Source organism: Sodalis praecaptivus (genome assembly GCF_000517425.1).
Lineage (GTDB): Bacteria > Pseudomonadota > Gammaproteobacteria > Enterobacterales > Enterobacteriaceae > Sodalis_A > Sodalis_A praecaptivus.
Genome location: NZ_CP006569.1, coordinates 2233110 through 2259502, shown reverse-complemented (window position 1 = coordinate 2259502; position 26393 = coordinate 2233110). Strand labels below are relative to the sequence as shown.

General features: G+C 49.6%; 21 protein-coding genes. 10 read left to right on the top strand and 11 right to left on the bottom strand.

All coding sequences use genetic code 11. From position 1 onward, the window contains the following. Positions 1–20: 20 nt before the first annotated feature. The gene (locus SANT_RS10015) at positions 21–854 is read right to left on the bottom strand and encodes an oxidoreductase (RefSeq protein WP_025422159.1); all 834 of its coding nucleotides are present in this window, start codon (positions 852–854) and stop codon (positions 21–23) included. 162 nt (positions 855–1016) lie between these two features. Here SANT_RS10015 and SANT_RS10010 point away from each other — a divergent pair, with 162 nt between their 5' ends. Further along, positions 1017–1928: an AraC family transcriptional regulator gene (locus tag SANT_RS10010; protein WP_025422158.1), complete on the top strand. Its 912-nt coding sequence runs from the start codon at positions 1017–1019 to the stop codon at positions 1926–1928. Positions 1929–3320: 1392 nt separating this feature from the next. Here SANT_RS10010 and SANT_RS24090 read toward each other — a convergent pair. Together SANT_RS24090 and SANT_RS09995 are read right to left on the bottom strand one after the other, a co-directional pair. Next, positions 3321–4523 carry a hypothetical protein gene (locus SANT_RS24090; protein ID WP_148296268.1) on the bottom strand — a complete coding sequence of 401 codons (1203 nt, stop codon included), beginning with the start codon at positions 4521–4523 and terminating at the stop codon, positions 3321–3323. A gap of 326 nt (positions 4524–4849) precedes the next feature. Then, positions 4850–5698 carry a LysR family transcriptional regulator gene (locus SANT_RS09995; RefSeq protein ID WP_051440149.1) on the bottom strand — a complete coding sequence of 283 codons (849 nt, stop codon included), beginning with the start codon at positions 5696–5698 and terminating at the stop codon, positions 4850–4852. 262 nt (positions 5699–5960) lie between these two features. On the opposite strand from SANT_RS09995, the gene SANT_RS09990 reads away from it, so the two are divergent. Together SANT_RS09990 and SANT_RS09985 are read left to right on the top strand one after the other, a co-directional pair. Next, positions 5961–6863, top strand: coding sequence for a DMT family transporter (locus SANT_RS09990; protein ID WP_025422155.1), 903 nt, complete (start codon positions 5961–5963; stop codon positions 6861–6863). A gap of 214 nt (positions 6864–7077) precedes the next feature. Then, positions 7078–8007: an alpha/beta hydrolase gene (locus SANT_RS09985; protein WP_200867285.1), complete on the top strand. Its 930-nt coding sequence runs from the start codon at positions 7078–7080 to the stop codon at positions 8005–8007. Between the two features lie 65 nt (positions 8008–8072). On the opposite strand, the gene SANT_RS09980 is transcribed toward SANT_RS09985, so the two are convergent. Then, entirely contained in the window at positions 8073–8696 is a 624-nt protein-coding gene (locus SANT_RS09980) for a TetR/AcrR family transcriptional regulator (RefSeq protein WP_025422153.1), read from the bottom strand. 136 nt (positions 8697–8832) lie between these two features. Here SANT_RS09980 and SANT_RS09975 point away from each other — a divergent pair, with 136 nt between their 5' ends. Next, complete coding sequence (locus SANT_RS09975; RefSeq protein ID WP_025422152.1) at positions 8833–9936, top strand: alpha/beta fold hydrolase; 1104 nt, start codon at positions 8833–8835, stop codon at positions 9934–9936. Between the two features lie 153 nt (positions 9937–10089). Here the strand turns inward: SANT_RS09975 and SANT_RS09970 are convergent, their stop codons facing one another. The 3 genes from SANT_RS09970 to SANT_RS09965 all read right to left on the bottom strand — a co-directional run bounded on the left by SANT_RS09970 (position 10090) and on the right by SANT_RS09965 (position 14039). After that, entirely contained in the window at positions 10090–11385 is a 1296-nt protein-coding gene (locus tag SANT_RS09970) for a cytosine permease (RefSeq protein WP_081730447.1), read from the bottom strand. 1659 nt (positions 11386–13044) lie between these two features. After that, on the bottom strand, positions 13045–13296 hold the full coding sequence (locus tag SANT_RS24085; RefSeq protein WP_148296267.1) for a hypothetical protein: 252 nt from the start codon (positions 13294–13296) through the stop codon (positions 13045–13047). 350 nt (positions 13297–13646) lie between these two features. Further along, on the bottom strand, positions 13647–14039 hold the full coding sequence (locus SANT_RS09965) for a MerR family transcriptional regulator (RefSeq protein WP_025422150.1): 393 nt from the start codon (positions 14037–14039) through the stop codon (positions 13647–13649). A gap of 111 nt (positions 14040–14150) precedes the next feature. Here SANT_RS09965 and SANT_RS09960 point away from each other — a divergent pair, with 111 nt between their 5' ends. Then, positions 14151–14789 carry an NAD(P)H-dependent oxidoreductase gene (locus SANT_RS09960; RefSeq protein ID WP_025422149.1) on the top strand — a complete coding sequence of 213 codons (639 nt, stop codon included), beginning with the start codon at positions 14151–14153 and terminating at the stop codon, positions 14787–14789. A gap of 263 nt (positions 14790–15052) precedes the next feature. On the opposite strand, the gene SANT_RS09955 is transcribed toward SANT_RS09960, so the two are convergent. Further along, positions 15053–15403, bottom strand: a complete 351-nt coding sequence (locus SANT_RS09955; RefSeq protein WP_025422148.1) for a hypothetical protein — start codon at positions 15401–15403, stop codon at positions 15053–15055. Positions 15404–15496: 93 nt separating this feature from the next. On the opposite strand from SANT_RS09955, the gene SANT_RS24080 reads away from it, so the two are divergent. The 3 genes from SANT_RS24080 to SANT_RS09945 all read left to right on the top strand — a co-directional run bounded on the left by SANT_RS24080 (position 15497) and on the right by SANT_RS09945 (position 18560). Next, positions 15497–15697, top strand: coding sequence for a hypothetical protein (locus SANT_RS24080; protein WP_148296266.1), 201 nt, complete (start codon positions 15497–15499; stop codon positions 15695–15697). Positions 15698–15909: 212 nt separating this feature from the next. Continuing rightward, on the top strand, positions 15910–16818 hold the full coding sequence (locus SANT_RS09950; protein WP_025422147.1) for a chitinase: 909 nt from the start codon (positions 15910–15912) through the stop codon (positions 16816–16818). Between the two features lie 392 nt (positions 16819–17210). After that, positions 17211–18560, top strand: coding sequence for an insecticidal delta-endotoxin Cry8Ea1 family protein (locus tag SANT_RS09945; RefSeq protein ID WP_025422146.1), 1350 nt, complete (start codon positions 17211–17213; stop codon positions 18558–18560). Positions 18561–18839: 279 nt separating this feature from the next. Here the strand turns inward: SANT_RS09945 and SANT_RS22920 are convergent, their stop codons facing one another. Then, positions 18840–20009: a hypothetical protein gene (locus SANT_RS22920; protein ID WP_148296265.1), complete on the bottom strand. Its 1170-nt coding sequence runs from the start codon at positions 20007–20009 to the stop codon at positions 18840–18842. Positions 20010–20761: 752 nt separating this feature from the next. On the opposite strand from SANT_RS22920, the gene SANT_RS09935 reads away from it, so the two are divergent. Then, positions 20762–21184: an aegerolysin family protein gene (locus SANT_RS09935; RefSeq protein WP_025422144.1), complete on the top strand. Its 423-nt coding sequence runs from the start codon at positions 20762–20764 to the stop codon at positions 21182–21184. 71 nt (positions 21185–21255) lie between these two features. Here SANT_RS09935 and fhuD read toward each other — a convergent pair whose 3' ends face one another. Then, positions 21256–22149 (bottom strand): Fe(3+)-hydroxamate ABC transporter substrate-binding protein FhuD, encoded by an 894-nt coding sequence (gene fhuD, locus SANT_RS09930; protein ID WP_038668459.1) that lies wholly within the window; start codon positions 22147–22149, stop codon positions 21256–21258. Positions 22150–22793: 644 nt separating this feature from the next. Here fhuD and fhuE point away from each other — a divergent pair. Further along, on the top strand, positions 22794–25016 hold the full coding sequence (gene fhuE, locus SANT_RS09925) for a ferric-rhodotorulic acid/ferric-coprogen receptor FhuE (protein ID WP_025422142.1): 2223 nt from the start codon (positions 22794–22796) through the stop codon (positions 25014–25016). Positions 25017–25199: 183 nt separating this feature from the next. On the opposite strand, the gene SANT_RS09920 is transcribed toward fhuE, so the two are convergent. After that, a complete protein-coding gene (locus SANT_RS09920; protein ID WP_025422141.1) occupies positions 25200–26354 on the bottom strand; it encodes a CdaR family transcriptional regulator in 1155 nt (384 codons plus the stop codon). Positions 26355–26393: the final 39 nt, after the last annotated feature.

Here is a 26393-nt window from a genome sequence, read left to right as displayed (position 1 = left end):
CGCTACAGGCGAGCAGGGCGCTAGCCATCCGTGGAACGGGTTAACGTCTCCCAGGTATCGATTTCGCCGGCCTGCGCCGCCAGCTTGTCACGCACCAGCGCGAGAGCATCGCTTCCCAAAAGCAGGTGCGCCGGCGGCGAATCGCTATCGATAATCGCTAACATGGCGCGCGCGGCCTTCACCGGGTCGCCAAGCTGTTTACCGCTCTTCTCCTCACGGGCGGCGCGAATAGGATCAAACAAGGCATCATAATCCGGAAGGGAACGCGGCGTTCGTATCATGGAGCGGCCTGCCCACTCCGTTCTAAACGAACCGGGCGCCACTGCGGTAACAAAGAGGCCGAAGGATTTAACCTCTTTGCCCAACGCGTCGGAAATGCCCTCCAGCGCAAATTTACTGCCGCAGTAATAACTGATACCGGGCATCGTGATATAACCCCCCATCGAGGTCACATTGAGAATATGGCCGCGACGGCGTTGGCGCATTGAAGGCAGGACGGCCTTCATCATGGCCACCGCGCCAAAGACGTTCACCTCGAATTGACGACGCATTTCCGCAATGGGTGACTCTTCCATCACGCCCTCATGGCCGTAACCGGCATTATTCACCAGAACCTCCACCGGCCCGATTTCCGTTTCAACGCTGGCTATCATGCCCGCTATCGCCGAAAAATCCGTCACGTCCAGGATGCGCCCGAAAGCGCTGGTGGGATTTAGCGCCTCGAAATCCCGTTTCGCTTCGGCGCTGCGCACCGTGCCGATGACGCGATGACCCGCGCTGAGCGCTTCTTGGGCGAGGGCGCGACCGAAGCCGCTGCTAACGCCGGTGATTAACAGGGTTTTTGCTAATAACATACCAATCACTCCCAATAAATGGCTGAAAATGCATGTTATGCGCTTGCCGGAGGGACTTTTAGGCCCTATATTCTCTTTTCATTGCCTATTCTTATGATTAATGGAATGAGTACAAACGTAACGGCCCCCTCGCCAGCGGGTCAAGAGCTCTCAGAGCAGCGCATGCTGAGTCTGCTTAACGTCCTGGCGCCCCAGGAAGGCTATAATTTAACCGCGCTGGCGGATGTGCGCATTTTGCGCGCCGACAGGCCGCTATCCCGTACTCCCGTTCTGTATGATCCCGGTATCGTCATCGTGTGCCAGGGCTGTAAGCGAGGCTATCTGGGCCATCAACTCTACCTCTATGATGCGCAACATTATCTGGCTGTCTCGGTCCCGGTGCCTTTCATCATGGAAACCGATGCCTCGCCAGAACGGCCATTGTTGGCCATTTATCTGCATCTGGATTTTCAGGTGGCCGCTGAACTCATGATCCAGATCGATCATCTCGGATACACCGTCCTCGGCGCCGCGCCGCAAAGCATGATGTCAAGTCCGATGGACGATAACGTAAAAGCGTCGGTTCTGCGCTTGCTGCAGGCGTTAAGCCAACCGGCTGATGCCGCCATTCTCGGTCCGGCGCGGGTAAGAGAACTTTATTACCGCGTTTTGACCGGCGCTCAAGGCGACGCCATGCGCGCCGCCCTGGCTATGCAGGGGCAATTCGGTAAAATTGGCAAGGCGTTGCGGCGCATCCATGCCACCTATGCCCAGCCGTTAAACCTGACCCAGCTGGCGTCAGAAGCGGGCATGAGCGTACCGACTTTTCATAGTCATTTCAAAGCGATCACCCATTTGTCACCCATGCAGTACGTGAAATCGGTGCGGTTGCACCAGGCGCGGATGCTTATGGTCCGGCAGGATATGACTGCCGCTGCGGCCAGCCATGGGGTAGGTTATGAAAGCCCGTCGCAATTTAATCGCGAATTCAAACGGCTGTTCGGCCTGCCGCCGGCGGAAGAAATCAGGCGCATGCAAAAAAGCTTCGCACTACCGCCCGCCCAAGCGGCGTCGGACTACATCTCTTCCCATTGAGCTGTTTGCATCAATCAATTTCCCATAACCTTGCCTCTGGCCCCTGGTAACTCGGGGAGTCGCATATGCTTACAACGAATGTCTTGGTTTCGGATGAAATAAGATTGTCCGAAACAAAGAGTACCGTGCGACGATGAATCGCATGAACTTCTGCTGAAAAATGGCACATTAGTAAAAATTGGTTCCCGTCGAGTGAGAGGCTTAAAGGCCTCTGCTGCAGAAAGAGGGGCAACATTTCTAATGGATTATTAGCGATATTGAGGGTTTTCAGCGTTGAAGGGAACTGGTGCGGTAGCTGCTTCAGTCGATTGCTATTAAGATACAATGCTTTCAACGAGCGGGGCAAATTCTCTGGCAATTCGGCCAGACCATTATCAGCTAGATTTAATGTTTTGAGCAATAGAGGGAGATTGTCAGGCAGTGTCTTCAGCCTATTGCCCTGGACGTTAAGCTCTTCCAGAAGAGGGGGCAATGGTTCGGGTAGTGCGGAAAGATGATTGCCTTTGAGATTTAAACTCAGTAAGTTGAGGGGTGATTCTGAGGCAATTCTGTTAGTTTATTATTCTCAACGCTAAATGTCAGTAAGCCAGAGGGTAAGTTTGCCGGCAGCGAAGACAATGAATTATCGTCCAGGCTTAATTTTTTTAGCAAGGAAGGTAACTGCGCGGGTAAAGTAATGAGTTTATTGTTTTGTGCTTCTAATTTTCTCAGCGTGATGGGTAAATTTCCAGGTAGCTTGGTAAGGTTATTGAGGCGTTACTCTTATAGCAGCACAGGGCAAGGCAATAGGTTATGGTCTAGAGGCATTGGCGTTGGCATTGCCGACGTTAATTTAACATAATATGTATTATGCGTACTAAAGATGAGGGCCGAATCTCGCTGACGCACGACGCGGCAAGCCTCCAAGCCTAGCACTCAGCGTATTGATGCGGTTCGCGTTATCCCATACTGACGCCGCTACGTGAAAATTGCGTGGCTTTCGGCCCCCATAAGCCGCAGAAAAGCATCTCGCGCGTCATCGGATTAAGATCCCAGTGAGACGCTGCGATGCTGGATGACCGCTAACGGACTTTGTAACCCGAGTGTATGCTGCCACCCCGGGGTTTATCAGTCGCGACATCGCCGCGACTGCCTCGGCGCACAAATTCAATAACCCTTATCATCGTGACTGCCTGGGCTAACGGCGAAATTGGGAACAACATGCATCTACGTTGAGACCACACAGCAGCCAACTGGCAAAGCACGGTTTACCTGCGGCACTATACCACCGCGACAAAGCCAGAGGCTGCCGCATCCGCTTTAGATAAATCGAAATTTAACGAAACACCGACCGTTATCGCAATCGCATAATATCCCTCTGAACCAGCCACTCAGGCGATCTCTCTACCTGCGTCAGCCGAACAAATTCGCAGACTCATCCGTGTTTTTCAGTTTTGCCGAGTTTATCCTCTTATAGAGCGCACTTTTAGAAATCATCTTTGACGAATTATCAGGATCAATCACTTTCATTCGCGTATACAGTGTTGTCCGAGAAATCATCTTCCCCGGATTATTCGGGCCCACTACCCTTTTACGGCTATACAACTTACTCATGGTGATCATCCTTCCTGGATTTTCGGGATCTTGAATCTTCTTGCGCATATTTAGCGCACTTCGTGAAATCATGTAACCCGGATTATCCGGGTCGGCGACCTTCTTACGCATGAATAATGCACTTTTGGAAATCCATCTCCCCGGATTTTCTGGATCTTCTACCTTCTTACGCATATTTAGCGTACTGCGTGAAACCATCTTACCTGGATTATCCGGGTCGGCGACCTTTTGACGGTTATAGAACATACTCCGGGAAATCATTTGTCCAGGATGCTCTGGGTCGGCTACCTTTTGACGCATGATCAATGCACTTTTAGTAATTAATTTCCCTGGATTATTCGGGTCTTCCACCTTTTTTCGATTATTCAGATTACTCCGGGTGATCATCTTACCCGGATTTTCCGGGTCGGCCACCTTCTTTCGCATATAAAGCGCCCCCCGAGAAATCAACTTCCCTGAATTCTCCGGGTCGGCCACCTTTTTTCGCATATAGAGCGCACAGCGAGAAATCATTTTACCCGCTTTATCCGGGTCTGGAACCTTTTGACGGTTCCAAAGCACTTGCCGGGAGGTCTTCTGCCCTAGCTTTCCCGATACTGCTGCCCTATCACGGCTATGATATAGGGTTCGCCAAGCTCTCACCTCCCACCGATTTTCAGTGACTTCTGTATTCGTCCATAAACACGGTGATCCTTGAGGACTATTATCTGAATAAACCGCTTCCGCCATATGACTAATCAAAAAACCATCAGCTAAGGTGCCTACAGGTTCAATCCCATGTTGTTGCTGCAAAATTACCGTGGGTGAGAAGCCTCCGGTCCGATTCTGTATTCGGCGGTTATCTGCTATCAAATGATGTTGACAATACGAAGAGTTGTAAATTCTCCTTATGCATTCGTTTATTCCCAATCCCCGCGCCGTTTCTGACGATAGACATTTTTCGATGCACCCCCGTGAATTTTCTGATTGCAGGCTTGAGTAAATGTTTTTATAAATCCTCATAGCAAAGTTCCTTTTTCCATAATACTCAGGCGATATTAGCTTTCTCTACCCTAGAGACAATCCCTGAACCCATTACTATGCTTTATAGCCATTCATAAAGCCCTAATTCATTGACGAGACGGGTAGTTGAATACGCCATGTTATTTAACAATGCAGCGCAAAAGCAAGTCCCTCGATCCTATTAATATCTTTTACCCACAGCGCATTGCATTTTCAGGGATAGATAATGTTTATCTCTCACGTTTAGCCTCGTAATCATTAGAGTGCACTCGGTCGCCGCGGCGAAAGGATATCGTGCAGCAGGGTGTCAGCGCTGAAATGAGCCATTAGTAAAAGAAACTGTCGAGGATCTCCAGAATCCTTCTGAAAGCTGTAGTACGGTGCGGTGCCACGTACATGCCATAGCTGATCGTCAGGTCAGGTACCGGCAGATTCACTTTCTTCATTGTGCTTTGCCGAAATATATCCGGTGCCACAAGCGCGATTCCCATCCCGCTTTCGACCGCGGCTGTTATAACACCCATATTGGAACTCGTAACCACAATTTTGTATTCAATATCCGCACCGGTGAGCGCTTGTAGCATTATTTTTCGCATAAAACAGGTTTCACCGTAAACGACAAGCGCAAGAGGCTGGTTGAGGTCGGGTATAAAGTCCGGCGAGCATACCCAATGGAGCTGTGACAACCAGCTTTTCTCCGGCTGAGCACTGAAAAACTGCGTTGCACCAATGGCGATATCAAAATTGCCGTTCTCCCAGCCCCGCGCCACTCTCTCATCATAATCCACGGCTACGCGGACATGCATACCCGGCGACAGCCGGCGTAACCGATTGAGAACCTCAGGAAAAACCGTGGCCGCATGATTTTCCGGAATGCCGATGCTTATCGCTGTGGTGTCTGACCATCCCTGCAACTGATTCACTGCCTCGTCTGCGAGCGTGAGCAGGCGGCGGGCATACGACAGGAACATTTCTCCCTCAGGCGTGGGCCTGACGCCGCGCCCTGTACGATGAAGTAGACGCACGCCGAGCAACTCTTCAAGACGAATAATTTGTATGCTCAGCGCTGACTGAGTTCTGCCTAACTCTGTCGCAGCCCGGCTCATACTGCCGTACTGACAGACGGTAATGAAAACCCGTAACAATACGGGATCCAAGTTGTCAGATATATTCATATGATTATAGCCGTTATATTTTTAGCGCTGTGGCACATTCTTGGCAATATATCTAAAGTAACGATGCGTTTAAAGTGATTTATAGGGGCGGGTCAACGGTCTAACAGCCGTATGGCCCTCACGTCTACGCCACTCATTTTACGGACCATGATGACCGTGCCACTTGTTCTGAATAAAGCTGAGGCGCTGGTGTTTTCTTGCAGCGTCGGACAGCTTAAACCGCCGTTTATCGTGACTCTGGGTTCAGGGCAGGCGTACTAACATGGCTTTTCGCGCCTCTTCAACGTCCCTTTTGATTCTTTCCGCGCTACTTTTCCAGTGGCTGTACAACGGTCTGAACTATGTCGCTTTTAAAATCGGTGCGGGCGATGTCTCCCCTTTTCTGCTGAGCGCGATGCGTTTCAGCCTGGCCGCGGTCGTCGTATTCCCCCCGGCGCTGGCCGCGATCGCCCGTCTTGGCTGGCCGCCCAGGCGGCAGATTATGTTCTCTGCCATCAGCGGCATCATTATGCTGGTGTTTAGCCAGGCCTTGGTTTTGTGGGGGGTGCATCTTCTTCCTGCCGGCACATCAGCCCTTTTTGCGTCTTCTGCCCCTCTGTTCATCGTACTCATCTCCTGGGGAGTGGATAAAGTTCTCCCCTCCGGGCGCCAGTTAACGGGCGTGGCCGTGGGTTGTGTCGGGATAGCGCTGCTTACCTACAGTAATCAGCAGGACGGTCAGCGTAATGTGGCGGGCATAGCCGCCATACTGATCTCTACTGCCTCATGGGCGTTCGGCGCGGTTGTCCTTACACGTAATGTCAGGTCAGCCAAGGGCATTCGCGGTCTGTTTATTCAATTCTTTTCGGCCAGCGTCGTCCTGTGGGCGGCGGCTGCATTATCCGGCGAGCTAAAGGGGTTTTCGTTAGCCAAAGTCAGCGCCGGCGCCTGGTGGTCGCTGTGCTATTTGGTACTGATAAGCAGCGTCTGCGGATACGGCGTATTTATTTGGCTCAGCTTGCGTACCTCCCCCGCGGTAGCAAACAGCTTTTTCTACGTCGCACCCGTCGTGGCAATGATTGCGGGCGCCGCGGTCTTTGACGAGCCACTTACCGGGATGAAAATGGTTGCCGCCGCTATTTCGCTGTGCGGTGTCATACTTATCGTCAGCGCGAATAGACTCTGAGTGACAAAAAATCCGCTGCCGGCATTGCACCGATGACGCCGGTTTACCCACTATTGCTATCGTCACCGTCACAAAAAGTCCGAAAAATTAATGCTTAACCCTCTGTTTATCGAAGGCGCCTGTCACCATGTCAACCCCTCTTCAGCCTCGATTAAACTCCCGTTTTTTTAACGCGACACACTATATTGAGTGCGGACCGGCCGACGGGCCGCTTATGATGTTTTTGCACGGCTGGCCGTCAATCGCTCTGATGTGGCGCGCGCAGATGGAGGCACTGTCCGAAGACGGTTGGCACTGCATCGCCCCGGACCTGCGTGGCTATGGCAGCTCCGCCGCACCTGATGCCAGTGGAGCTTATGCCATTGAGCACATTGTCGCGGATATGGCCGCGCTGCATGACCATCTGGGCGGCAAACCTGCCGTTTGGGTTGGCCACGATTGGGGCAGCGTAGTGGCAGGTCAACTGGCGGCGCACCACCCCCGGCGCGCATGCGGCGTTGTTTTGACTTCACTGGCCTATTTCCCCGACGCTAACGCGCTTCCCACGCTTGTGCCGCTGATCGACAGAGATATTTATCCCGCTGACGCCTATCCGGATGGTCAGTGGGACTACTACCGTTACTACACGACACATTTCGACTCCGCGGTTGCCGATCTTGATGCCGATAAAACCGCCACCCTGGCATCAATTTACCGCGCCGGCTCCCCTGACTTCGCCGGCAAAATTTCGCCCAATGCGCTAGTCACCCGCAACGGAGGCCGTTTTGGGGCAGCGCATCGTGCCCCGTCGGTTAGCCCCGATCCGGCGCTATGGCCACCGGCCGATTTTGCTGTGCTGATTGCTTCATTCAGCGTTAAGGGTTTCCGTCCTGCCTGTTCTTGGTATCTCAACGACGGTGCCAACCTGGCCTACGCTCGCCAAGCACCCGACGGGGGGCGTCTCTCCCAGCCCGTTCTGTTTATCAACGGCGATTGGGATCAGATTTGCAACATTAACGGCAACCGCCAGGGCGAGCCCATGCGCGCCGGTTGTTTAGACCTAACCGTTGCCAGTCTGCCGGCCGGACACTGGCTGCCTTTAGAGCGTAAGCAGGAACACATTGCGACAATCCGCCACTGGCTCCGGAGTCAAAAACTCGGTTAAGGCAACGCACCCTAGTACTGCTGTCCTTTAGGCTGACGGGCGCCCGACGCTGGCATGCCAGGGGTTTACGGTTTTATCGCCGTTCTCTTTTCATGCAGAAATCCCATAACCATCCTGAGCACTGCCGCTTCAAACTCTTCACTTCCCAGCAGCGGTGTGGCTCTCAGGGCCGCCTGCCTCATGATTTCTGTCAGCATATGCGTCAGAACGAACATTTCGCTCGAGTTCAGCAAACTCGCTCCCTCGTCCGACGCCATACAGACATTGATGATAGTTCGCGCGATATGCCCTGAAGGTGAAGGGAGACCGTGTTCGGCCGCGGCCAGAATAAGAGCACGCACCAGTTTCTGTTCTGGCAGACGGTGTAGGCTGAAGGCATTGTGAAGAGTATGGACAATCAACCGGATTTTATCTTCGGTACCCAGCTCGTCTTCAGCCCTCAGAAGCGCATCAATCTGTCGGCTGGTCTCTTCCCGTTGCTTTTCCGACAGCGCTAGGATGATCGCTACTTTGTTAGGAAAATACTGGTAGATGGTTCCAATAGATAGCCCAGTCCTGCTGGCAAGATAGTTTGTCGTCAGTTTTTGGCTGCCCTCTTCGGCAAGAATCTGAGCTGTGACTTTCAGTATGGTCTGCACGGTGCTTATTGAACGCGCCTGTTTTGGTTTTTTCCTATTTATATCATTCATTTATAGGAACACCTCTGCTAGTGTCCTTGTTAACGAAAAGCGAGTATTAAAAGTGAGTATAACTCAGTATTATTATTTTAACCTTAAGGTATAAGCACAATCGTCAATGTGAGAATAATCCAACGGAGGGTCGCTGATGGGATATTCTGTAGTCACAGACCGTATTTTTCGACTGCGGCATAAATCCACGATGTTACTTTTTATCCTAAGCGGATTTATGCACTCAGAAACTCATGCTGCCGACAGGATAAACTCACCTGACCAGAATAATATCTCCCCTTACCAACGCGTGAAACAAGCGGGATATACATTAAAGAAAAAAAGGGTCAATACTCTAACGCTGAGTTATGCGGAAGGCCCGGACAATGGCCCTCCTCTGGTTTTACTCCACGCACAGTTACTTGACTGGTTCAGTTATTACCCTGTGCTTCCTGAGTTGTCAAAGTTCTTCCACGTGTATGATATCGATTATCCCGGCCATGGGCAGACGGTGACCCCGCCGGATTATCCCATGACGGCCCTGCAGATTGGATCTGACCTTAGCGAGTTTATCCAGCAGACAATAAAAGAACCGGTTTATATATCCGGAAATTCGTCAGGTGGCCTTCTTGCCGTGTGGTTGGCGGCAAACCGGCCACAGCAGATAATGTCTGCAATACTTGAAGATCCGCCGTTATTTTCCTCTGAATATCCACGGATAAAACAGACTATCGCTTACAGGGCATTTGAAACCAGCTTTACGGCGGTGACGCAGGATCACCCGGTAGACTTCCTTTTATACTGGATCCACCATAATGCGCAGTTTTTCCGTAAAAACATTGGACCGGGGACGCCTTTCCTGCTGACACAGGCGGTGCGTGCCTATCGTTGGAGAAATCCCGGCACGCCGGTAACACTGGATATCCTATCTAATGACACCGTTAGAATGCTCATACGCGGCCTGGATCAGTATGACCCCAGATTTGGCGCTGCATTTTATGATGGGAGCTGGAACAGGGGTTTCAGTCACGCTGAGGCGCTAGCCCGTATACGGTGCCCTGTAATGCTTATTCAAGCAAATTATTCTGTGCTCAAAGATGGCACTCTGGACGGGGCGATGAGTAAAGAAGAGGCCATGAGAGCGATGTCTCTACTGCGAAAGGGAACCTATCTTCGTATCAATGCCACACATGTTGTCAATATCGATAAACCCGACGAATTTATTCGTGCAATTAAAAAATTCCTACTAGAGAAAGGGTAAGTGGCATTTGACACATCTATCCTAGAATAAGCTGAGGCGACAATGACACTAACTCATGCCGTGAGCCAACAACCGTAGCGATGTTTTTGCTGGCGTGTCCTGACGTCAAAGGGAAGCACTATTAAGCAACAAGACACGGAAATGATCAGAGTATCAGCAAGACGGCTGCCTCTGCGCTGATTTTTTTAAGCTGGTGCACAGTAGCCAATATAGCGCACTGGCGGTAACGAATGAATTAAGCGACGGAATACCCCAGTCAACGACAAAACCGATGGCGCTGCCTATAATCCAGGAGGATATCGCGGGCCACCCTATTTTTGGCGTTGTCGCAACATCGGGCAATACCCCGTGAACACGGGTGAAATGCAGCAGATCGCGATGAGTGCGCAGCAGATAGTAGTCGATCATCATGACGCCGGCAATGGGAGGAAATAGGACGCCGAGTAGCATAAGAAAACCGACAAACTTCGTCATTATCCCAAGCACTGATAGGGCTGTTCCTGCTGCCCCCAGTGCCAATGTTATCATTTTATAGGAAAACTTGCGTTTGGATAATGCTTCGACGCCGCTCGCCACCGCTAGCGCAGATGAATAAAGCGCCGTATCATTCACTTTGATGGCGGAAAGAATGACTGAAATAAGCCCAAGCCAACCGGCACTTTGAGTCATGATGAGGACAACGTCCGAGGTATTAAGCGCATGCGCGACCAAAATAGCGACGCCATTAACTAAAAATTCCCCGACAATGTAAGAGAAGGTTATCATCCAGAACACGTGTCTCCCATTTTTACAAAAGCGAGTAATATCCGGAGTGATTAATGCGCCCACGATGGCCCCGCCCGCCACCATTGTCGCGCCAGCCCCTAACGTCATTGCCGGACCACTAGGTACAGAGACGAAAAGATCGAGTAAACGGCTACCCGTCAATAGATCCCAAAATATCCAGCCGACGACGATTGCAAAGACGGGCAAGGCCAGTTTTGCCGTCCAGCTAAGTCCCATAAAGCCTAATACGACTAATAAAGTCAGGGTGCCTCCCGATAGCGCAGCCGCTAACTCGAAACTGATTTTTCCCTTAGAGCTAAAAACCACCCCCTCGGCCAAGATAGAATTCTGTACGCCAAACCAGCCAAGGCAACTGATAACAATAGCGGCGCCAATCAAGGATGAGCCATAACGTCCAAAACCACACCATCGCGCCAATAGGCTGGTCGATAACCCTTCTTTGGCGCCGGCAAAACCGACACCCATACTCACTATTTGTAATATTAGACTCCCCAACAGGGTTGCTAGCATCGCTTGTGAAAACGTCATGGAATGCCCAAGCGTAGCGCCCAACATAAACTGAGCCAAGGCTGTCGTCATACCTGTTCTTACTAAGGTGGCAGTTAACAAATCAACTCTGGCGGATAGCGGGACGCGACTCATGGTGTAATTATTATCATCCATAATATACATTTCCTTTTTAAAAAAGAGATCCCATGGCAGTGGCAATGATTAAGTAGCAATTACTCAAATAAACACCGAACTGGCTAATTGAAATCGCAATATACCTCACCTTGATGCACGATGCCAGGACGCCGCCAATATTCACTCTGTTCGCATTTGATTTCCATTATTATTCTTAACGGCTGATACGACAGCCCTAATAATTACAACATTAGGAAATCTGAATGAACAGCAAGATGACATTATTGGCGCTTGATTAACGGCCTGGCATAACGACCGAATTTGTCTAACACCGCAGGATGGATTGAACTTGAACAACAATTAAGCGCCACGCACGGCGCAATAGAGAGAATAGAGAGAATAGAGAGATTAGGTGCCAGAGGAGGTGCGGTCGGCATGCACAGAACTAAAATCATCCGGGCGCGATAATGAAAAATGGCACGGTGAGAGAAAGATTTGCACATTGATAACGTTAGCCTTATGTAAGATTGTCGTAATGATTAGCTTTGACATGGGTTTTCTGTATAGACAACCTCGCGCTAGCGGAGAGAGAGTAAGCCTATTTCATCGTGTTAGTTCACACTTTGGTTAATTAAGAATCGTTTCTAGATATATATCTTTTTTTTAATGCGCATAATTCACTTTAGGGCCGCGATACATTTCACGGCTCGGCAATAATGGAGACTCTACACAATGCCGATTAGTTATGTGCAACATAGAATGAATCAATATAGACAGGATGTTTTTTATACTAAAAAATTCACAGCCTTTTGCGCAAAAAATAATTTAGCAGAAAAGCTTATTTCTGTAAATAATACCACATGCCAATGCCCTTCCCATTATTCTAATTGCAGTAACACCAGTTATTTAGAGAGCTGTCGCCCCTATTATGAATTTTCACATAATACACTATTAGGCAGGGAAATACCCATCATCAATTACACTCATACTGTTCAAGCCATTACGTATAATTATCATTGCCCTTGCCCACCCGATCCATGCGCATCGGAAGCTTTTTACAAGCAATGCAGGGATTATGAAACACATAGTATGCACGGTGTAGACGTGGGCATGGTGAAATTAAAGCTTCATCCCATAGGCTATCCCAAGATCTACCCAGCCACCGCTGGGATCATTGGGTTAGCCAAAATAAGCTGTTTTTGCCCACCCAGAACTACTTAACCCCAAGCTAGCCACTTTGTCCATAAGAATGTCACGCCAATGCGGGCTTCATATCACGTTAATGAGCGGTAAAAGCCGTCACTGGCCATTTGATGAACGAGTAATGGCCATGACGCCAGGAGAGACTATTAAGTAAATTATATCATCCAGATAGGGCTTGCTAACGTCGAAAATTCATTTTGACCTTACAAATTAATAAGTGATCATCAAAACACTGGTTCGCCATCTTCATAAGGCGAACCATTCAGTAACGTTGACCATGAACTTTACAATCACAATGCGTCTCGACATGGCAATAGGTAATGCATGTGCAGACGATTATGTTCCACGCGTTTCGGGCAATACCGTGACTCTGCGCGCTATGCGCTATGCACGACGTGCGCGCGTGACTGATGTAGACAATTGATAACACGACCAACCTTATATCGTGAAGCATAATTATACGCACTTTTATGGCGCGGATTTATCATTCGTTGCTTAGCCATAACAATGGTAATGTTCAATGTTTATAACGTAGCCTTTGGTATCTCTGTAAACGATAAATCGACGATGATGCACTAATTTCGCAGAGGAACCATCTATAAAGGTGATTTGTGTCTGGCGTGTTTCTCTCAAAATCCGTGCTAAAGCCGTTGTTGTGACGCAACCAGAGTGTTCAATTTCATTTGCTGCAAGATCGAAATGAATCTGTCGAAGATTAATTGCTATCATATCACCATGATCTGGCATTGCCCTTCTCCTGAAAAGTGGAAAATTAAATCATTTCAGCTAATGAAAACAATTAAAATTAGCTCTTTTCAGCGGCAGATAGCCGTTATATATGAGGCTATGAGGGGCCTGTGCCAAGCGCGAGGGTGACAATCCCGCCAAGAACAAGATGAAAGAGGGTAAGGACCGTTGCGCCAAGGAATGCCTGAGGGTTACCATCGGCTTTGACATCTCCGCGTTCAGGTAACGCGTAACTTTAACGGTATTGCGGTATTGCGGTATTGCGGTATTGCGGTATTGCGGTATTGCGGTATTGCGTGATTATCCAGCAACGATGAGCCAGGAGGCTAATCAAAATTGGTGGTACAGGGTTAAGTACCGATCCGGTAGCCCCTGCCAGAAAAAGGTTTAATGCCGGTTCTGAGACTATCTTCAAGCGTATCGCGCAAGATGAGCAACTCACTGCGCTGGCGCTGGAGATCAGCTTCGATTTGCCCCAGCTGCTTCAGGCGTTCATTGATTTGCGCAACCGTTAGGGACAATGAGCAGCTGCCATCCTGTAGGAAAAGGCCGCTAATGGTCTCAAGAGAAAATCCTAGCCGCTGGGCATCTTTGATCAGCAGTAGTTTTGCCACCGTTGCCTCGTCATAGCGCCGGTAGCCGTTACTGTCACGCTCGGGGCGCGCAATAATCCCCTCCGTTTCATAATAGCGGATGGCCGAAGCCGGAATGCCGGTACGCCTGGCTACCTTGCCTATTCTCATTTTTCGCTTGACCTTGAAGTTAGCTTTAAACCTTATTCTACACCCGGCACAATCCCGATGAGGATCGCAGCGTGCCTAATGTGTTTATTGAAGAATGATGAGGAAGAGGCAATGAGTTCATTAATTGAAGCCCTAAAGTGGCGTTATGCAACCAAAAAATACGATCCGCTTAAAAAGGTTGCTGATGAAAAGCTCGAACGCATACTCGAAGCGGTACGCCTGACGGCAACGACAAGCGGGCTGCAGCCCTTTGAGCTTATAGTGGTCACCCGTGAGGAATTGAAGAAAGAGATTCGGCAGGTAAGTTGGGACCAGCCTCAAATCACCTACTGCTCCCACCTATTAGTGTTTGCCGCCTGGGACGATATGACGCCCGAGCGTGTCAACATGATGTTTGACCTAACCAACGAGGAGCGGGGATTTATTAATCCTGGGTGGGAAAGTTATCGCCAAAGTCTCCTCACCATCGTGAATGAACGCGGCCGGGAGGGTAATTTTCAGGCGGCTGCGCGTCAGGCCTATATCGGCCTGGGTTCTGCCCTAATTGCTGCCGCGCTGGAAAAAGTGGACGCCACCCCCATGGAAGGTTTTTCCCCCGCCGCGGTTGATGACATTCTCGGCTTACCGGCAAAGCATTTGCGCAGCGTGATCCTCTTGCCCTTGGGTTATCGCTCGAAAGAAGGCGACTGGCTTGTCAACCTTAAAAAGGTACGCCGTTCACGTAACAACTTCATCACCGAGTTATCATGAGCGACAATTGCCAGCTGGCCGTGCAGTAGGGATCCCTACCCCCGTCATCAATGAGAGAAGCAAGCGTCGCATACGGTACAAATCCAACTCACGCATGACTCGTCTTAAGGATAACACTAAGGTTGAGGATGGAGTGATCGGGCTCATGACATCCTATCGCAGTTCTAACCCGGTAACGACGCCATAGGGAGGTGGCCTAGACAATGCCTCCTCTTGGGCAGCCCCACCGAAGGCGCATCAATCGGGTTTGATGCGCCTGATATTTACAGTTTGTTTCTGAGGCCAAAACATGAGCCAAGCTGCCAAATAGGATTTTTCACCTCTCTGGTTTGCGTTATTTCGTCCTTTAACACTTGATGCATGTTGTCCATATCTATTAGCTGGTTTTTGATAAGCACAGCCCTTCTAAGGCCAACAGATTCCTTTGTCCCTTTCAGTGCCACTTTTCTATCAGCAATTGAAGCCAGTTGAACTTCGGAGTTGCCCACTAAATCAAGATCATTTGTCAACTTTATTATTGCTGTTCGCTTTACCGCTATACGACAAAAAAGCAGATAAGGATAGTTTGCATTCCATTCCTGAAAGAGTGTCGGAAGATAATAAATCGTTCCCATAATTCCCTCTTAAATTCTGCGGAATATAACATAGCAAATTCATCTAAGTTGAAATTGCTAAATTAGCTCATGCCCTCTTCAATATGAGGTGAAATGGCTGCAATCGCGCCAATTAAACTTAATGGACAAGATAAAAATTCAAAGTCAAGGCATGCAAATATATATTTCATCAAAGTTATTTTTAACTATGGGGCAACGCGAGAGCCGGGGTTAATCCATCCCAAACACGCATCACTTCCCTCTTCCCGCCGCGACAGGTTCGCAAAAGTGAAGCGCTTAAAAGCCGCCGTCTGAACGCAAGTAAAGAGTGACAGAGCACACACAACGCACTTTATGTACCGAGTCCCAGAGTCTCCGTCGGTCTGGCTATTATTGATTTGTTCGGCTAAGACTGACCGAACATAATGACGCCGCCTTTCAACACACTTATTTACCAAGCCAGTTATAATCCGAGAGCTCAAGCATGAGTAAGCGCTAATTTTTATTTACTATATGGAAACACTAACATGAAAACATTGATAACGCCTTACATTGACGTGACGATTAATGCCTTATGGTCTGATTGGCAAAATTATCCACAGGGACGCCCAAACCCGCTTTATTCTCAAGAGGCGATTGACTGGAATGTTGATGGCCTAATTCTGGCCTTTATCACCCTATCCCCTTCTAAAAAGCCATGTTGGGCCGCGCAAGACGCCATGCCGCTGGATTGGGCGTTGCCGCTGGCAAATGATCTCTATTCAGCCGGTCGGAAAGTTATCGTGTCGTTTGGCGGTGCATCTAACAATGATATCTCAATGGCGCTGAGCGTAGAGGAGCTTATCGCTACTTATCAAGAGACAATTGACCGCTATCATGCGTCTGGTTTAGATTTTGATTTAGAAAACGGCCTGTATAATATCAAAAGCATTTGTGAAGCGCTTAAGGTTATACAACAACGTAATCCTGACATCAGCCTCTCATTCACTCTTCCAACGTTACCCTCAGGGCTAACCGGAACAGGACTCAATATTGTTCAACAGGCCATTGCAGCAAATCTCAGGTTTGTTATCAACGGAATGGCAATGGATTACTACGATCCCAACTATAAAGACCACATGGGCAGAGCCGCTACTGAGGCGGCAACCAGTATTAATAACCAGCTTGCTTCGTTGGGAGTTAAAGGGGGATACCAATGTGTTGCCGTGACCCCGATGATCGGCCTCAATGATGATCTCTCCATCTTTACTCTTGACGACGCCAACACCGTCGCGGCGTTTGCAAAAATGAATGACGTTGCCTTTATTGGCATGTGGGATTTTAACCGCGATAACCCCTCTTCCTATGGTTATGTCGATCTAACCACCAGTAGCAACCCAGAACAAACACATTCTGGCCAGTACAGCATGTGCTTGGTATCACATGCGCGTTCGTAATTGATTGTTAATTCAGGGCTCAAGGAAGGGCCGTTTCTCCACCAAAAAACACCTCTCACCCCCGACTTTTCGCGTTGACGTCTGAGAGAGGAACCCCGTTTAACAAAGAACATCATCCCTACCCTCATTAGAGCGGCGCCCTTTTTTATTAGCAAAAATAACTACTGCGTCTTTAACCACTATTACCAGGGTGATTATTATACGCGCGATATTATACCTCATCGCTTAAGGTTTAAACGTCAGCTGGATATATCGAGCACCCGTCATATCCGCAATGACTTTCATAATATCGATTCATCTCACAGAAATGATCTATAGCCAAACATATGATCCTCTTATCATTAGTAAGCAAATTAGATATTAAAACACAAACTAATCTGAAGAGTGTTCCTATGAATGATAAATTTGACTCTACCGCCGCATCCTCCGCCGTAACGTATCATCCGGCAATCGAAAATCCTTTAGTCGCAACGGGAATCATACTGCAATTTGCCGCTGATTTCATTCCTTACGTAGGCGGAATAATATCAACCGTCATCGCTTTACTCTGGCCCAAAAGCCAAGAAGATGCCTGGACTCAAATAAAAGAAAAAGTGAAAGCTTTAGTCAATGAGGAAATTGATAATGAAGAATGGAACGTCCTGAAAGATTTGGTTGATGAGTTTGAAGACAAAGTTTCTGAATTTTCACAAGCCCTTTCGGCGGGAAACTATGAGTCCGCCAAAATCGTCTACAGTACATTAACAGTTTATTTTATCGGTATAGATGAAAGGTTTAAAATTCAAGGTCAGACTTTAGGCTATACTTTCGCCCCCCTTTATTGCACTACTGTCTCGCTGATTTTGGCTTTTCGTTTGGAAGTCATTCAACATGCAAGCCAGTTAAAACTGGATCAAGAGCTAATCGATACCGAAAACACAAGAATTAGAAATTTGGCGCTAACCGCCATTGATTATATCGAGAAAATCACTGAAACCCATGAGAAATATGTCATTGATAAATTAAGTCAACAGAATGCAGGCGACTCTGCGGACAACAAAAACATGAAGAGTATCAATAATATATTCCAGTTCAACCAGTATTACCTCACCAACGTCGTTATTTTTTCCCAGATATGGGGGCAATTTAAACAGCACATCATGACATCCAATCCGATCATCGCTCTGACCTTTCCGGGTATGGCCGCCGGCATATTTTACAAAATTCAAAACGACCAGCCTGTCGCGCTTGATGGTGCGGAGTTAGCAACAATCATAACGCCAGCCTCGGAGGCAGCGGTGATTACCGCCGCGACGTTATACGACACGATTGAGTTTAGCGATGAATATGTGCGGCCTACGGCAGCGAAAGTCGTCTACACTGACCATCAAGACAATATGGGTTATTTTGGGCGGCCCAATGATTTACAGGTCGCCCCCCATGCGATCGACTTTGATGAAAATGACTATGACTACCTCAATTCGATAAGTGCATCGATGTTCGAATTCGTTGGCCGCGCCACCGTGACCTCAGCTAAAGGCACCTCGATATCGGCCGGCAAGCAAAACGATCCCGATGTAATGACATTGAAGCTTGAATGCCCTTATCGCATTGCGCTGATTTACGTTCCTGATGATGAAATTGGCTATGATTACCTGCAATCGGGTCATCAGATGAGCGGCATTGCCTGCGGCGTCGTGTACGATAATACTTTATCGGCGGCTTATGCTAAGGCAGCACAACGGCAATGGATGGCAAAATAATCTGCACAAGTGCGAGGAGCGCGCCCGCCTTGCGCGCTCCTTGTCCCTGCGGATAACGCGACAAGCCACCGGATACCGCCTCGCTGCGTGAAGTCCGAATCCACTTGCTTCATGACGGATGCCGTGCGCGACAACCAGAGGCCGGGCGGCACGCCTGCGATAAGGCCAGCCTCTTAGCTATCAACCAGGGAATTCCCATCGCGTTCCAGAGGATCTCGAGCTCGCCAGGCGCTAGGGTGGCGGCGAACGAATGATTTTTCCCATTTGCAACGGCTATGTTCATAATGTCAGACTCTTATTGCGTTGAAAGAATGCACCCCGCGAAATCACTTTCCCCGGATTTGCCGGCTCTGCCACCCTCTGACGCATTTGTAAGGCATTCAGAGAGATCGTTTTTCCCGGATTCTCCGGGTCTGCTATTCTTTTACGGCTATAAAAGGTACTTAAGGCTATCATCCTCCCAGGATTTTGTGGGTCTGCCACTCGCTTGCGTCTATATAGTATGCTACGCGTAACGGTTTCCCCGGGGTTTTCCGGATCTGGGACTCTTTTACGCTTATAGAGGGTATTGCGGGAAATCATCTCTCCGGGATTCTCTGGATCAGCAACTTTTTTGCGCTTATATAGCGCATTGCGAGAGATCATTTCGCCGGGATTTTCCGGGTTTTCGATTTTCTGACGCATTCTTAAGGTATTTCTGGACACCATTTTCCCCGGATTATCAGGGTCAGCCACCTTTTTTCTCTTATATAATTTATTGCAAGAAATCATCTCACCCAGATTATCGGGATCTGCAACCATTTTACGCTTATATAGCACATTACGGGAAATCAACGCCCCAACATTTTCCGGGTCTGCGACCTTAACCCTGCCGTTTAATGTACTTTGTGAAATTGTTTTCCCCTGGTTTTCTGGATCTATCACCTTAATACGCTTATATAAGGCACTGCGAGAAATCAGTTTCCCCGGATTATGCGGGTCTTCGACCTTTTTGCGCTTATATAACGCCCCCCGAGACACCAGTTTCCCTTCATTTGCCGGGTCTACCACCTTCTGGCGCAAATGTAGAGTAGTTCGCGAAATCATTTTTCCCGGATTTTCCGGGTCTATCACCTTCTTACGCCGGTATGGCGCAGGGCGAAAACTTGTCTGCTCAAGACCCTTTGAATCGACGATCCTGTCATCCAAAGGTGTATTATATATTTTCTTGGCATAGGTTATTACGCTATGATTCTGCAAACGCAGTAATCGTGCGCAGTTTACTGACCTATTCTGCACGCTGTTGCCGTCGATGTGCAGGTGTGCGAGTCGATAGCATGCATTGGAAATTTTTATGGCATACGGAGTTATGCCTTGGCACTGGTTAATCGCTGGAGGTGAAGATGGTTCTATGTGTTCAGGTGATCCATATCCATCAATGCATGGGTAAATGCCTTTCGTAATTCGCATCTTTACAGATTCCTTTCCGTTGTGATACCAACGCTCTAAACGCCCACCCTGACCTACCCCTTATCGTGCTTATGACACAATCGGTCATCGCCTGTGCGATGACAGCAACAAATGGTTGGGGCAACGGGGCGGGTTCTAATGTCATCGACAACGCCGACGCGGGAGAGATGTCGACGGCTGCTATCACCGCTGATGGTAGTTAGCGCACCAGGTTACATATTGCTGGTTTACGGCGATAACGCGTACCGCTTTATGCTTGCCAATATGAAGCCAAGTAACCTGAACGTCCCTTGAAGCCTCGTCGAGCCGGTACAGTCGGCAAAATGCCGTGGCATGCAACAATGCTTCCGGTCAGTGTACGGTCAATGCCCTAGACGCAGCCTCTACGTCACAGGATAAATGAGGTTGTGTGGCATTGTAAAAGGCGGCGCTCGTGATACCCTATCGGCGCACACATTAAGCTCGTCCGCGCTCAGGATCCCGCTGCCCGTTAATAATGGCGCGTCCTTTGTCGCGCGCGATATATATCCATGCAGTGACGTTTAAGAAACTTTCTGGCTCAAAATCCTGAGTGAATAATAATTCAAACTTGAGGTGTTATTTTTACGCCCCTGATCCATTAACGCTAAGAGGTAATTAAAGGAAACGCATAGGTCTTATTTCTCGCTGACTTTCTGGATTGGCGTCTACATTCAAACGTGTTCGAGTGTAGATTCCCTACGGATACAACTTAAGAAAACAGGTGATCGCACATGTCCTATAAACAATGGGTTGATATAAGCATTAAGCCAATAAATTTTGACATGACAATAAAAAACGTGACGCTGCATTGGGGTAAATTTCATGCACAAAGCAATAAAGATATTGAAATACCGCTTTCTAGGTTAGAAGGTAAGATTATTCATGCTAATACTATTTACGACATTTGTTCGTGCGGTCGCGACGGTGCATCAACAGGGACTCAAGGCAGCATCTCCCTATTTGATGGAAAGAAATGGATTGCTGAATACATATGGAACAACCCGTGGTGGCCCAGCGCGAGCGAGTCACTGCTGGTTTGCGATGTAAGTTTGGACTATTTCTATCGTTCTCAGCTGTACGGGATCGGGGAGTATGAACGTCCCATTGGCTCAGTTATTATCGATGTAATTAAACATCAAGATCAAAAAACGTGACGGTAAACAACTCTCCACATCGTCATTAAAATGGCCGTTCTAGCTTAGGCCATCGCGTATCTCGCGTGAAGTTACCATTGGTTTTCTAAATCCTCAAGCATACGGCAAAATCGAAGGGCGGATAGCGTAGCGCCAAAAAACCATATCGCGGGAACATTACGCCATGTGTTCTCACGTACGAAGGAGAGGGATTTCCATATAGGCGTGGCGGCGACGCGCGCCCTGGCGGCTTCATCGCCGTGATCTAGACAAATGGCGCGGAGCGGTGGCAATTTCGCCAGGTATTCGATGCCGACTACCGCGGTGCCCCAAAACGTATTTTCTCCCTGCCAAGCGTTGTCGATGGCCAGTTGCCGCATGACGTCCCCGAAAAGGCTTGTCTCACCGAGGATGAAGACATGACGATCGTCTATTAGCGAGAAAACCAGCAACGGCTGTCGCCGATAGGAGCCAAGGCGCGCCTTGGCGTCCGCCAATTGTCGATCAAAAAAGTCCAGGTGTTCCCGGGCCGCTGCCGCCCTGTCCAGCCGTTCAGCCAGCGACAGCAGGCCGGCACGTACCGTGCGCAAGGGATGACCGCGCTCGTCGGTAAAGTTGAACTCCATGGCGGGAGCGATGTCATGGAATTGATCCGCGCGCGGGCCATATCCCTGGGAATACAGAATCAGATCCGGTTTCAGTTCGGCGATGAATTCCAGATTGGGTGCGTCACGCTGGCCAACATCAATGACGCCGACGGGCAACGCTGGCTCCCTTACCCACAGTCGATAGTCATGGGTATCGGCCGCCGCCAATGGCGTCACGCCCAAGGCAAAAAGCAATTCCAGCGGCAGCCATTCCAGGGAAATAATACGTTTAACCGGCTTATCCGTCTGCGCCGAAGCGCCCGGTAACCATGGCATCAGCAGCAACGCGGTAACCACACGGCGCCGGTTCGCGTCAATAACCGATGAACGCCTCGCCATCAAGACCTTCTCCCTACTGGCGCGTCGTTCTTGAGGCTGCATTCGGTAGCACGCGTCGTTCGTTTCCCACAAGAGGGTAAAAATTCGGCATTCCGCGCCAAGGTGGCCTTCCTGCCCCCGCTGAGGGTACCTTCCGTCATAAGTGTCCTAAAGCAAATGATAATCATTCGAGTGAAAATTGTAGATGCAGAAGGATAGCGATCGCAATCGGAATTTAAAATGCGACGGTCCAAGGCAACGCCGGGGGCGGTTTCCATCACGCCACATCCGCGTACCATAGACGGTAACCCTACCCCCTGAAGACAATGAAATGACCTACGGACGCTTGGCGGGATAACGTCGATATCCCTCTGCTCGCCAAAACGACCATGCTGGGACACCAATCCTCTTCCGCCTCATCGCCCTAATGTGCCCGCACGCTAAGCCTGGCCCCTCTTAGTCCTTTTCACGCCAGTCAATTGATTTTACTGACCAATACAAATATTTACATATTTAGGCAAAACCTTTTTTGAATTAATAATACAAATGATTATCATTGGCTTTAATAATTTTCGCTTCTTACTTTCGAGAGCCGCAACAGGGTACGGCACGCTGAATAAGACGCTCGATAACAACACATCTCGATCTTTCCGACGGAAAACACTATGCTCCCGAATCGCAAGGAAACTCGCGCTAACAACCTCGTGCCAAGCATCCGCAAAACCTTTACGGTGTCCTTGTTGGCCATGGCGGTACAGACGCTTCTCAACCAGGCAATGGCGCAGACGACCGAGTCCAGTTCGACCAAAAGCGACAGCCAGAATGATGTGATAGTGGTAAATGCCACCTCCGATGGCGATAACGGTGGCGCAGAGAACAAAGATTATCAGGTGACGACCACCCGAGCCGGCACAAAACTTCTTCTGACGCCGCGCGATATCCCCCAATCCGTCAGTGTCATTACTCAGCAGCGTATGCAGGATCAGCAGTTACAAACGGTTAACGATGTGCTGAATAACACCACCGGCATTACCAGTAATTTGGTGGACAGTGAACGCTCGGAATATTATTCTCGCGGCTTTAAGCTCACTAATTTCACATTCGATGGCATTCCTACCTCGGTGGGCGATGCCTGGAATTTCGGGGACGCCGCTTCGGATACGGCGATATATGATCGCATCGAGGTGGTGCGTGGCGCCACCGGTCTGTTGACGGGCGCAGGCAGCCCGGCAGCGTCAGTGAATATGGTGCGTAAACACGCCGACAGCAAAGCGCTCACCGGAACGCTGAGCGCCAGCTACGGCAGCTGGGATAAACAGCGTTATGTCGCAGACGTTTCAGCCCCGTTGAATGAAGCGGGATCGGTGCGGGGACGCGTTATCGCGGGTTATCAGGATCAAGATAGCTGGCTAGATCGTTACCATAAAAATACCAAATTCCTTTATGGCGTGCTTGATGCGGATATCACCGATGATACTACGGTGTCGCTCGGCTACGATTATCAAGACGCAGATACCCGCGATCCCACTTGGGGCGGTAATCCGGTGTTTTACAGCAATGGCTCGCTTACGCATTACCAACGCAGCCTGAACTCTTCGGCGGACTGGACTTACTACCACACGACAGCGCGCAAAGTGTATGCCGATTTGGTCCATAACTTCGATAATGGCTGGCGTGTGAGTCTAAATGGCACCCACGCTGAAAACACCTTCAGTGATAAACTGCTTTATGTCGGATACCAGTCTTATCCCGATGCCACCACCGGTGAAGGTGCGGATGGTTACGGCAGCATGGATCGTGGTAAGCGTGAACTAACATCGGTGGACGGCTATGCCAGCGGCCCCTTCGCGTTGTTCGGTCGTAAGCATCAACTGATGCTTGGCGTTACCTACAGCCGTCAACACAATGTGACCGACAGCCAGGATGGTGTAACCGATTTAGACGCCTATGACATCACCGCCAACGATCTTGGCGCGTTTAATAATCACTGGAACGGCAATATCGCCGAACCGGCATGGCAGGGCTGGTATCAAAATGCCGATGATGTGGTACGTCAGAAATCGGCCTACAGCGCCGCACGCTTTTCGCTGGCGGATCCACTGTCTCTGATTGTCGGTGCACGTTACACACAATACAGCTCCGACGGCAGCAGCGGCAATATGGAAAAAAACAACATCACCCCGTATGCGGGCCTGGTGTATGACATCAACGAGAGCTGGTCAGCTTACGCCAGTTATACCTCGATTTTCCAGCCGCAAACCTATCGTGATAGCAGCGGTCATTATCTGTCGCCGGTCACCGGCAAAAGCTATGAAACAGGCCTCAAGTCTGCGTGGCTTGATGGTCGTCTGACCGCGACCATGGCGATTTTCCGCATTGAGCAAAACAATGTCGGTGAAGAAGAGAATGGCGTTTATGTCAACAACAGCAGCGAACAGGCCTATGTTGCGACCAAGGGCGCGCGCAGCAAAGGGGCGGAATTTGAGCTTAACGGGGCGCTAACCGACAACCTGCAAATGACATTCGGCGCAACACGTTATGTGGCCCGTGATTCGGAGGGGCGTTACAACCCGGATCAACCGCAAACCGAGTTCAAATTGTTTTCCAGCTATCGCTTGCCAATGCTCCAGGCGCTGACCATGGGAGGGGGTATCAAGTGGCAGAACCGCGTGTATGAAGACCTTACCGCGCCCGATGGCAGCACTCAGCGCGTCTATCAGAGCAGTTATCCCCTGGCAAATCTCTTTGCCCGCTATCAAGTTACCAAACAAATGGCGGTGCAGGCGAACGTCGATAACCTGTTTGACCGCACTTATTATTCTTACATGAACGGTTATGTCTATGGGGAACCGCTTAACGTCTCGGTTAGCCTGTCATATCAGTTCTAAGCAGTCAGCAAGCGAGGGGGCATGAGCGGATGAGCTGAAGCTGTCCGCCGGGTCGGATTGGACGCGAGCGACGTCACCGTCAAAAAAGGAAGTCAACCCCGTTACACCGCGATAAACGACCGAAAAGGACGTCGGCGTTTATCCCCTGGCGGAGGGCTAAGAAGACGACCGGCTCAGCCTTCGCTAGACGTTATCCAATAGCGCGGCAACATACAGCAGAAAACGATCTTCAAAATTCGCCAAATTCAGCCCGGTCAGTTCAGTAATGCGCCGCAGGCGATATTCAAGCGTATTTTTGTGTATAAACAACGCTTTGGCCGTCTCACCCGCCTGCTGATTATGGCAAAACCACGTATGAAGCGTTTTTCTAAATACACCATTACCATCCTGCGCTTTAAGGCGCTGCAATGGGCTGACTAACTCAGCGGCCTGCCAGCCATCGCGCAGACTATCAAGCAGTACCGGCAGCTTAATGTCCTGGTAACAGAAACAGTGTACCTCGGGCATCCGCTGCTTACCGACGCTGATGGTGGTTTTCGCCGTGTGATAGGAGCGCACCACCCCGCCTTCTTCGGGGAAAAAGTTCCCCAGCGCCAAACGGACTTTAAGCGGGCTTTCCTGCTGTAAACGTTGATAAAGTTGTGTCATGCGGCGCTTGTGTTCTTCCGGCTCCCAGCGCTCAGCATGTAAGTAAGCCGGTTTCAACACGACCATTTCGGTAAGCGAGACGATCGCCATGAGGTCATCTTTGCCTGTTTCTCTCAGCAACGATTGCAACTGCTGTAATTCACTCATCGCCGTACTGACGCCAAGCTGACCGCTGTCTAATTCCACCACCATAGCGACACGCGGTAACGACAGGTCCACCCCCAAGCGCTGCGCCCACTCGCGAATATTGGCGGGATAAGTCTCGTTGCGCACCATGCTCAGGACCAGCTCTTCCCGCAATCGGCTGTTTTGCGCCAGAAGTTGCAGCAGGTGCGCTTGTTCCAGCATCATTTCCGCCGTCATGCAGACCAGTTCACCGAACTGCATGAGCCCGTTAGGCTCCCCCGTAAGACCGATCACTCCCACGATTTGGTTGTTGAAATGCAACGGCAGATTAATGCCCGGTTTCACACCCTGTAAGGTATGCATCGAGGCAGCATCTATCGATACCACCCGCCGTTGACTGAGCGCCAATAGCGCTCCCTCATGAATTTCACCAATACGTTCCCGATCGCCACTTCCAATTATACGTCCCCGGGTATCCATGACATTGATGTTGCAGTCGATAATTTTCATGGTTCGCTCGACAATCGAGTAAGCCAATTTCGCGTCGAAATCATAATCTGTCATTTATCATCCCTCTGCTGCAGCGTAAAAAACATGTCGCAA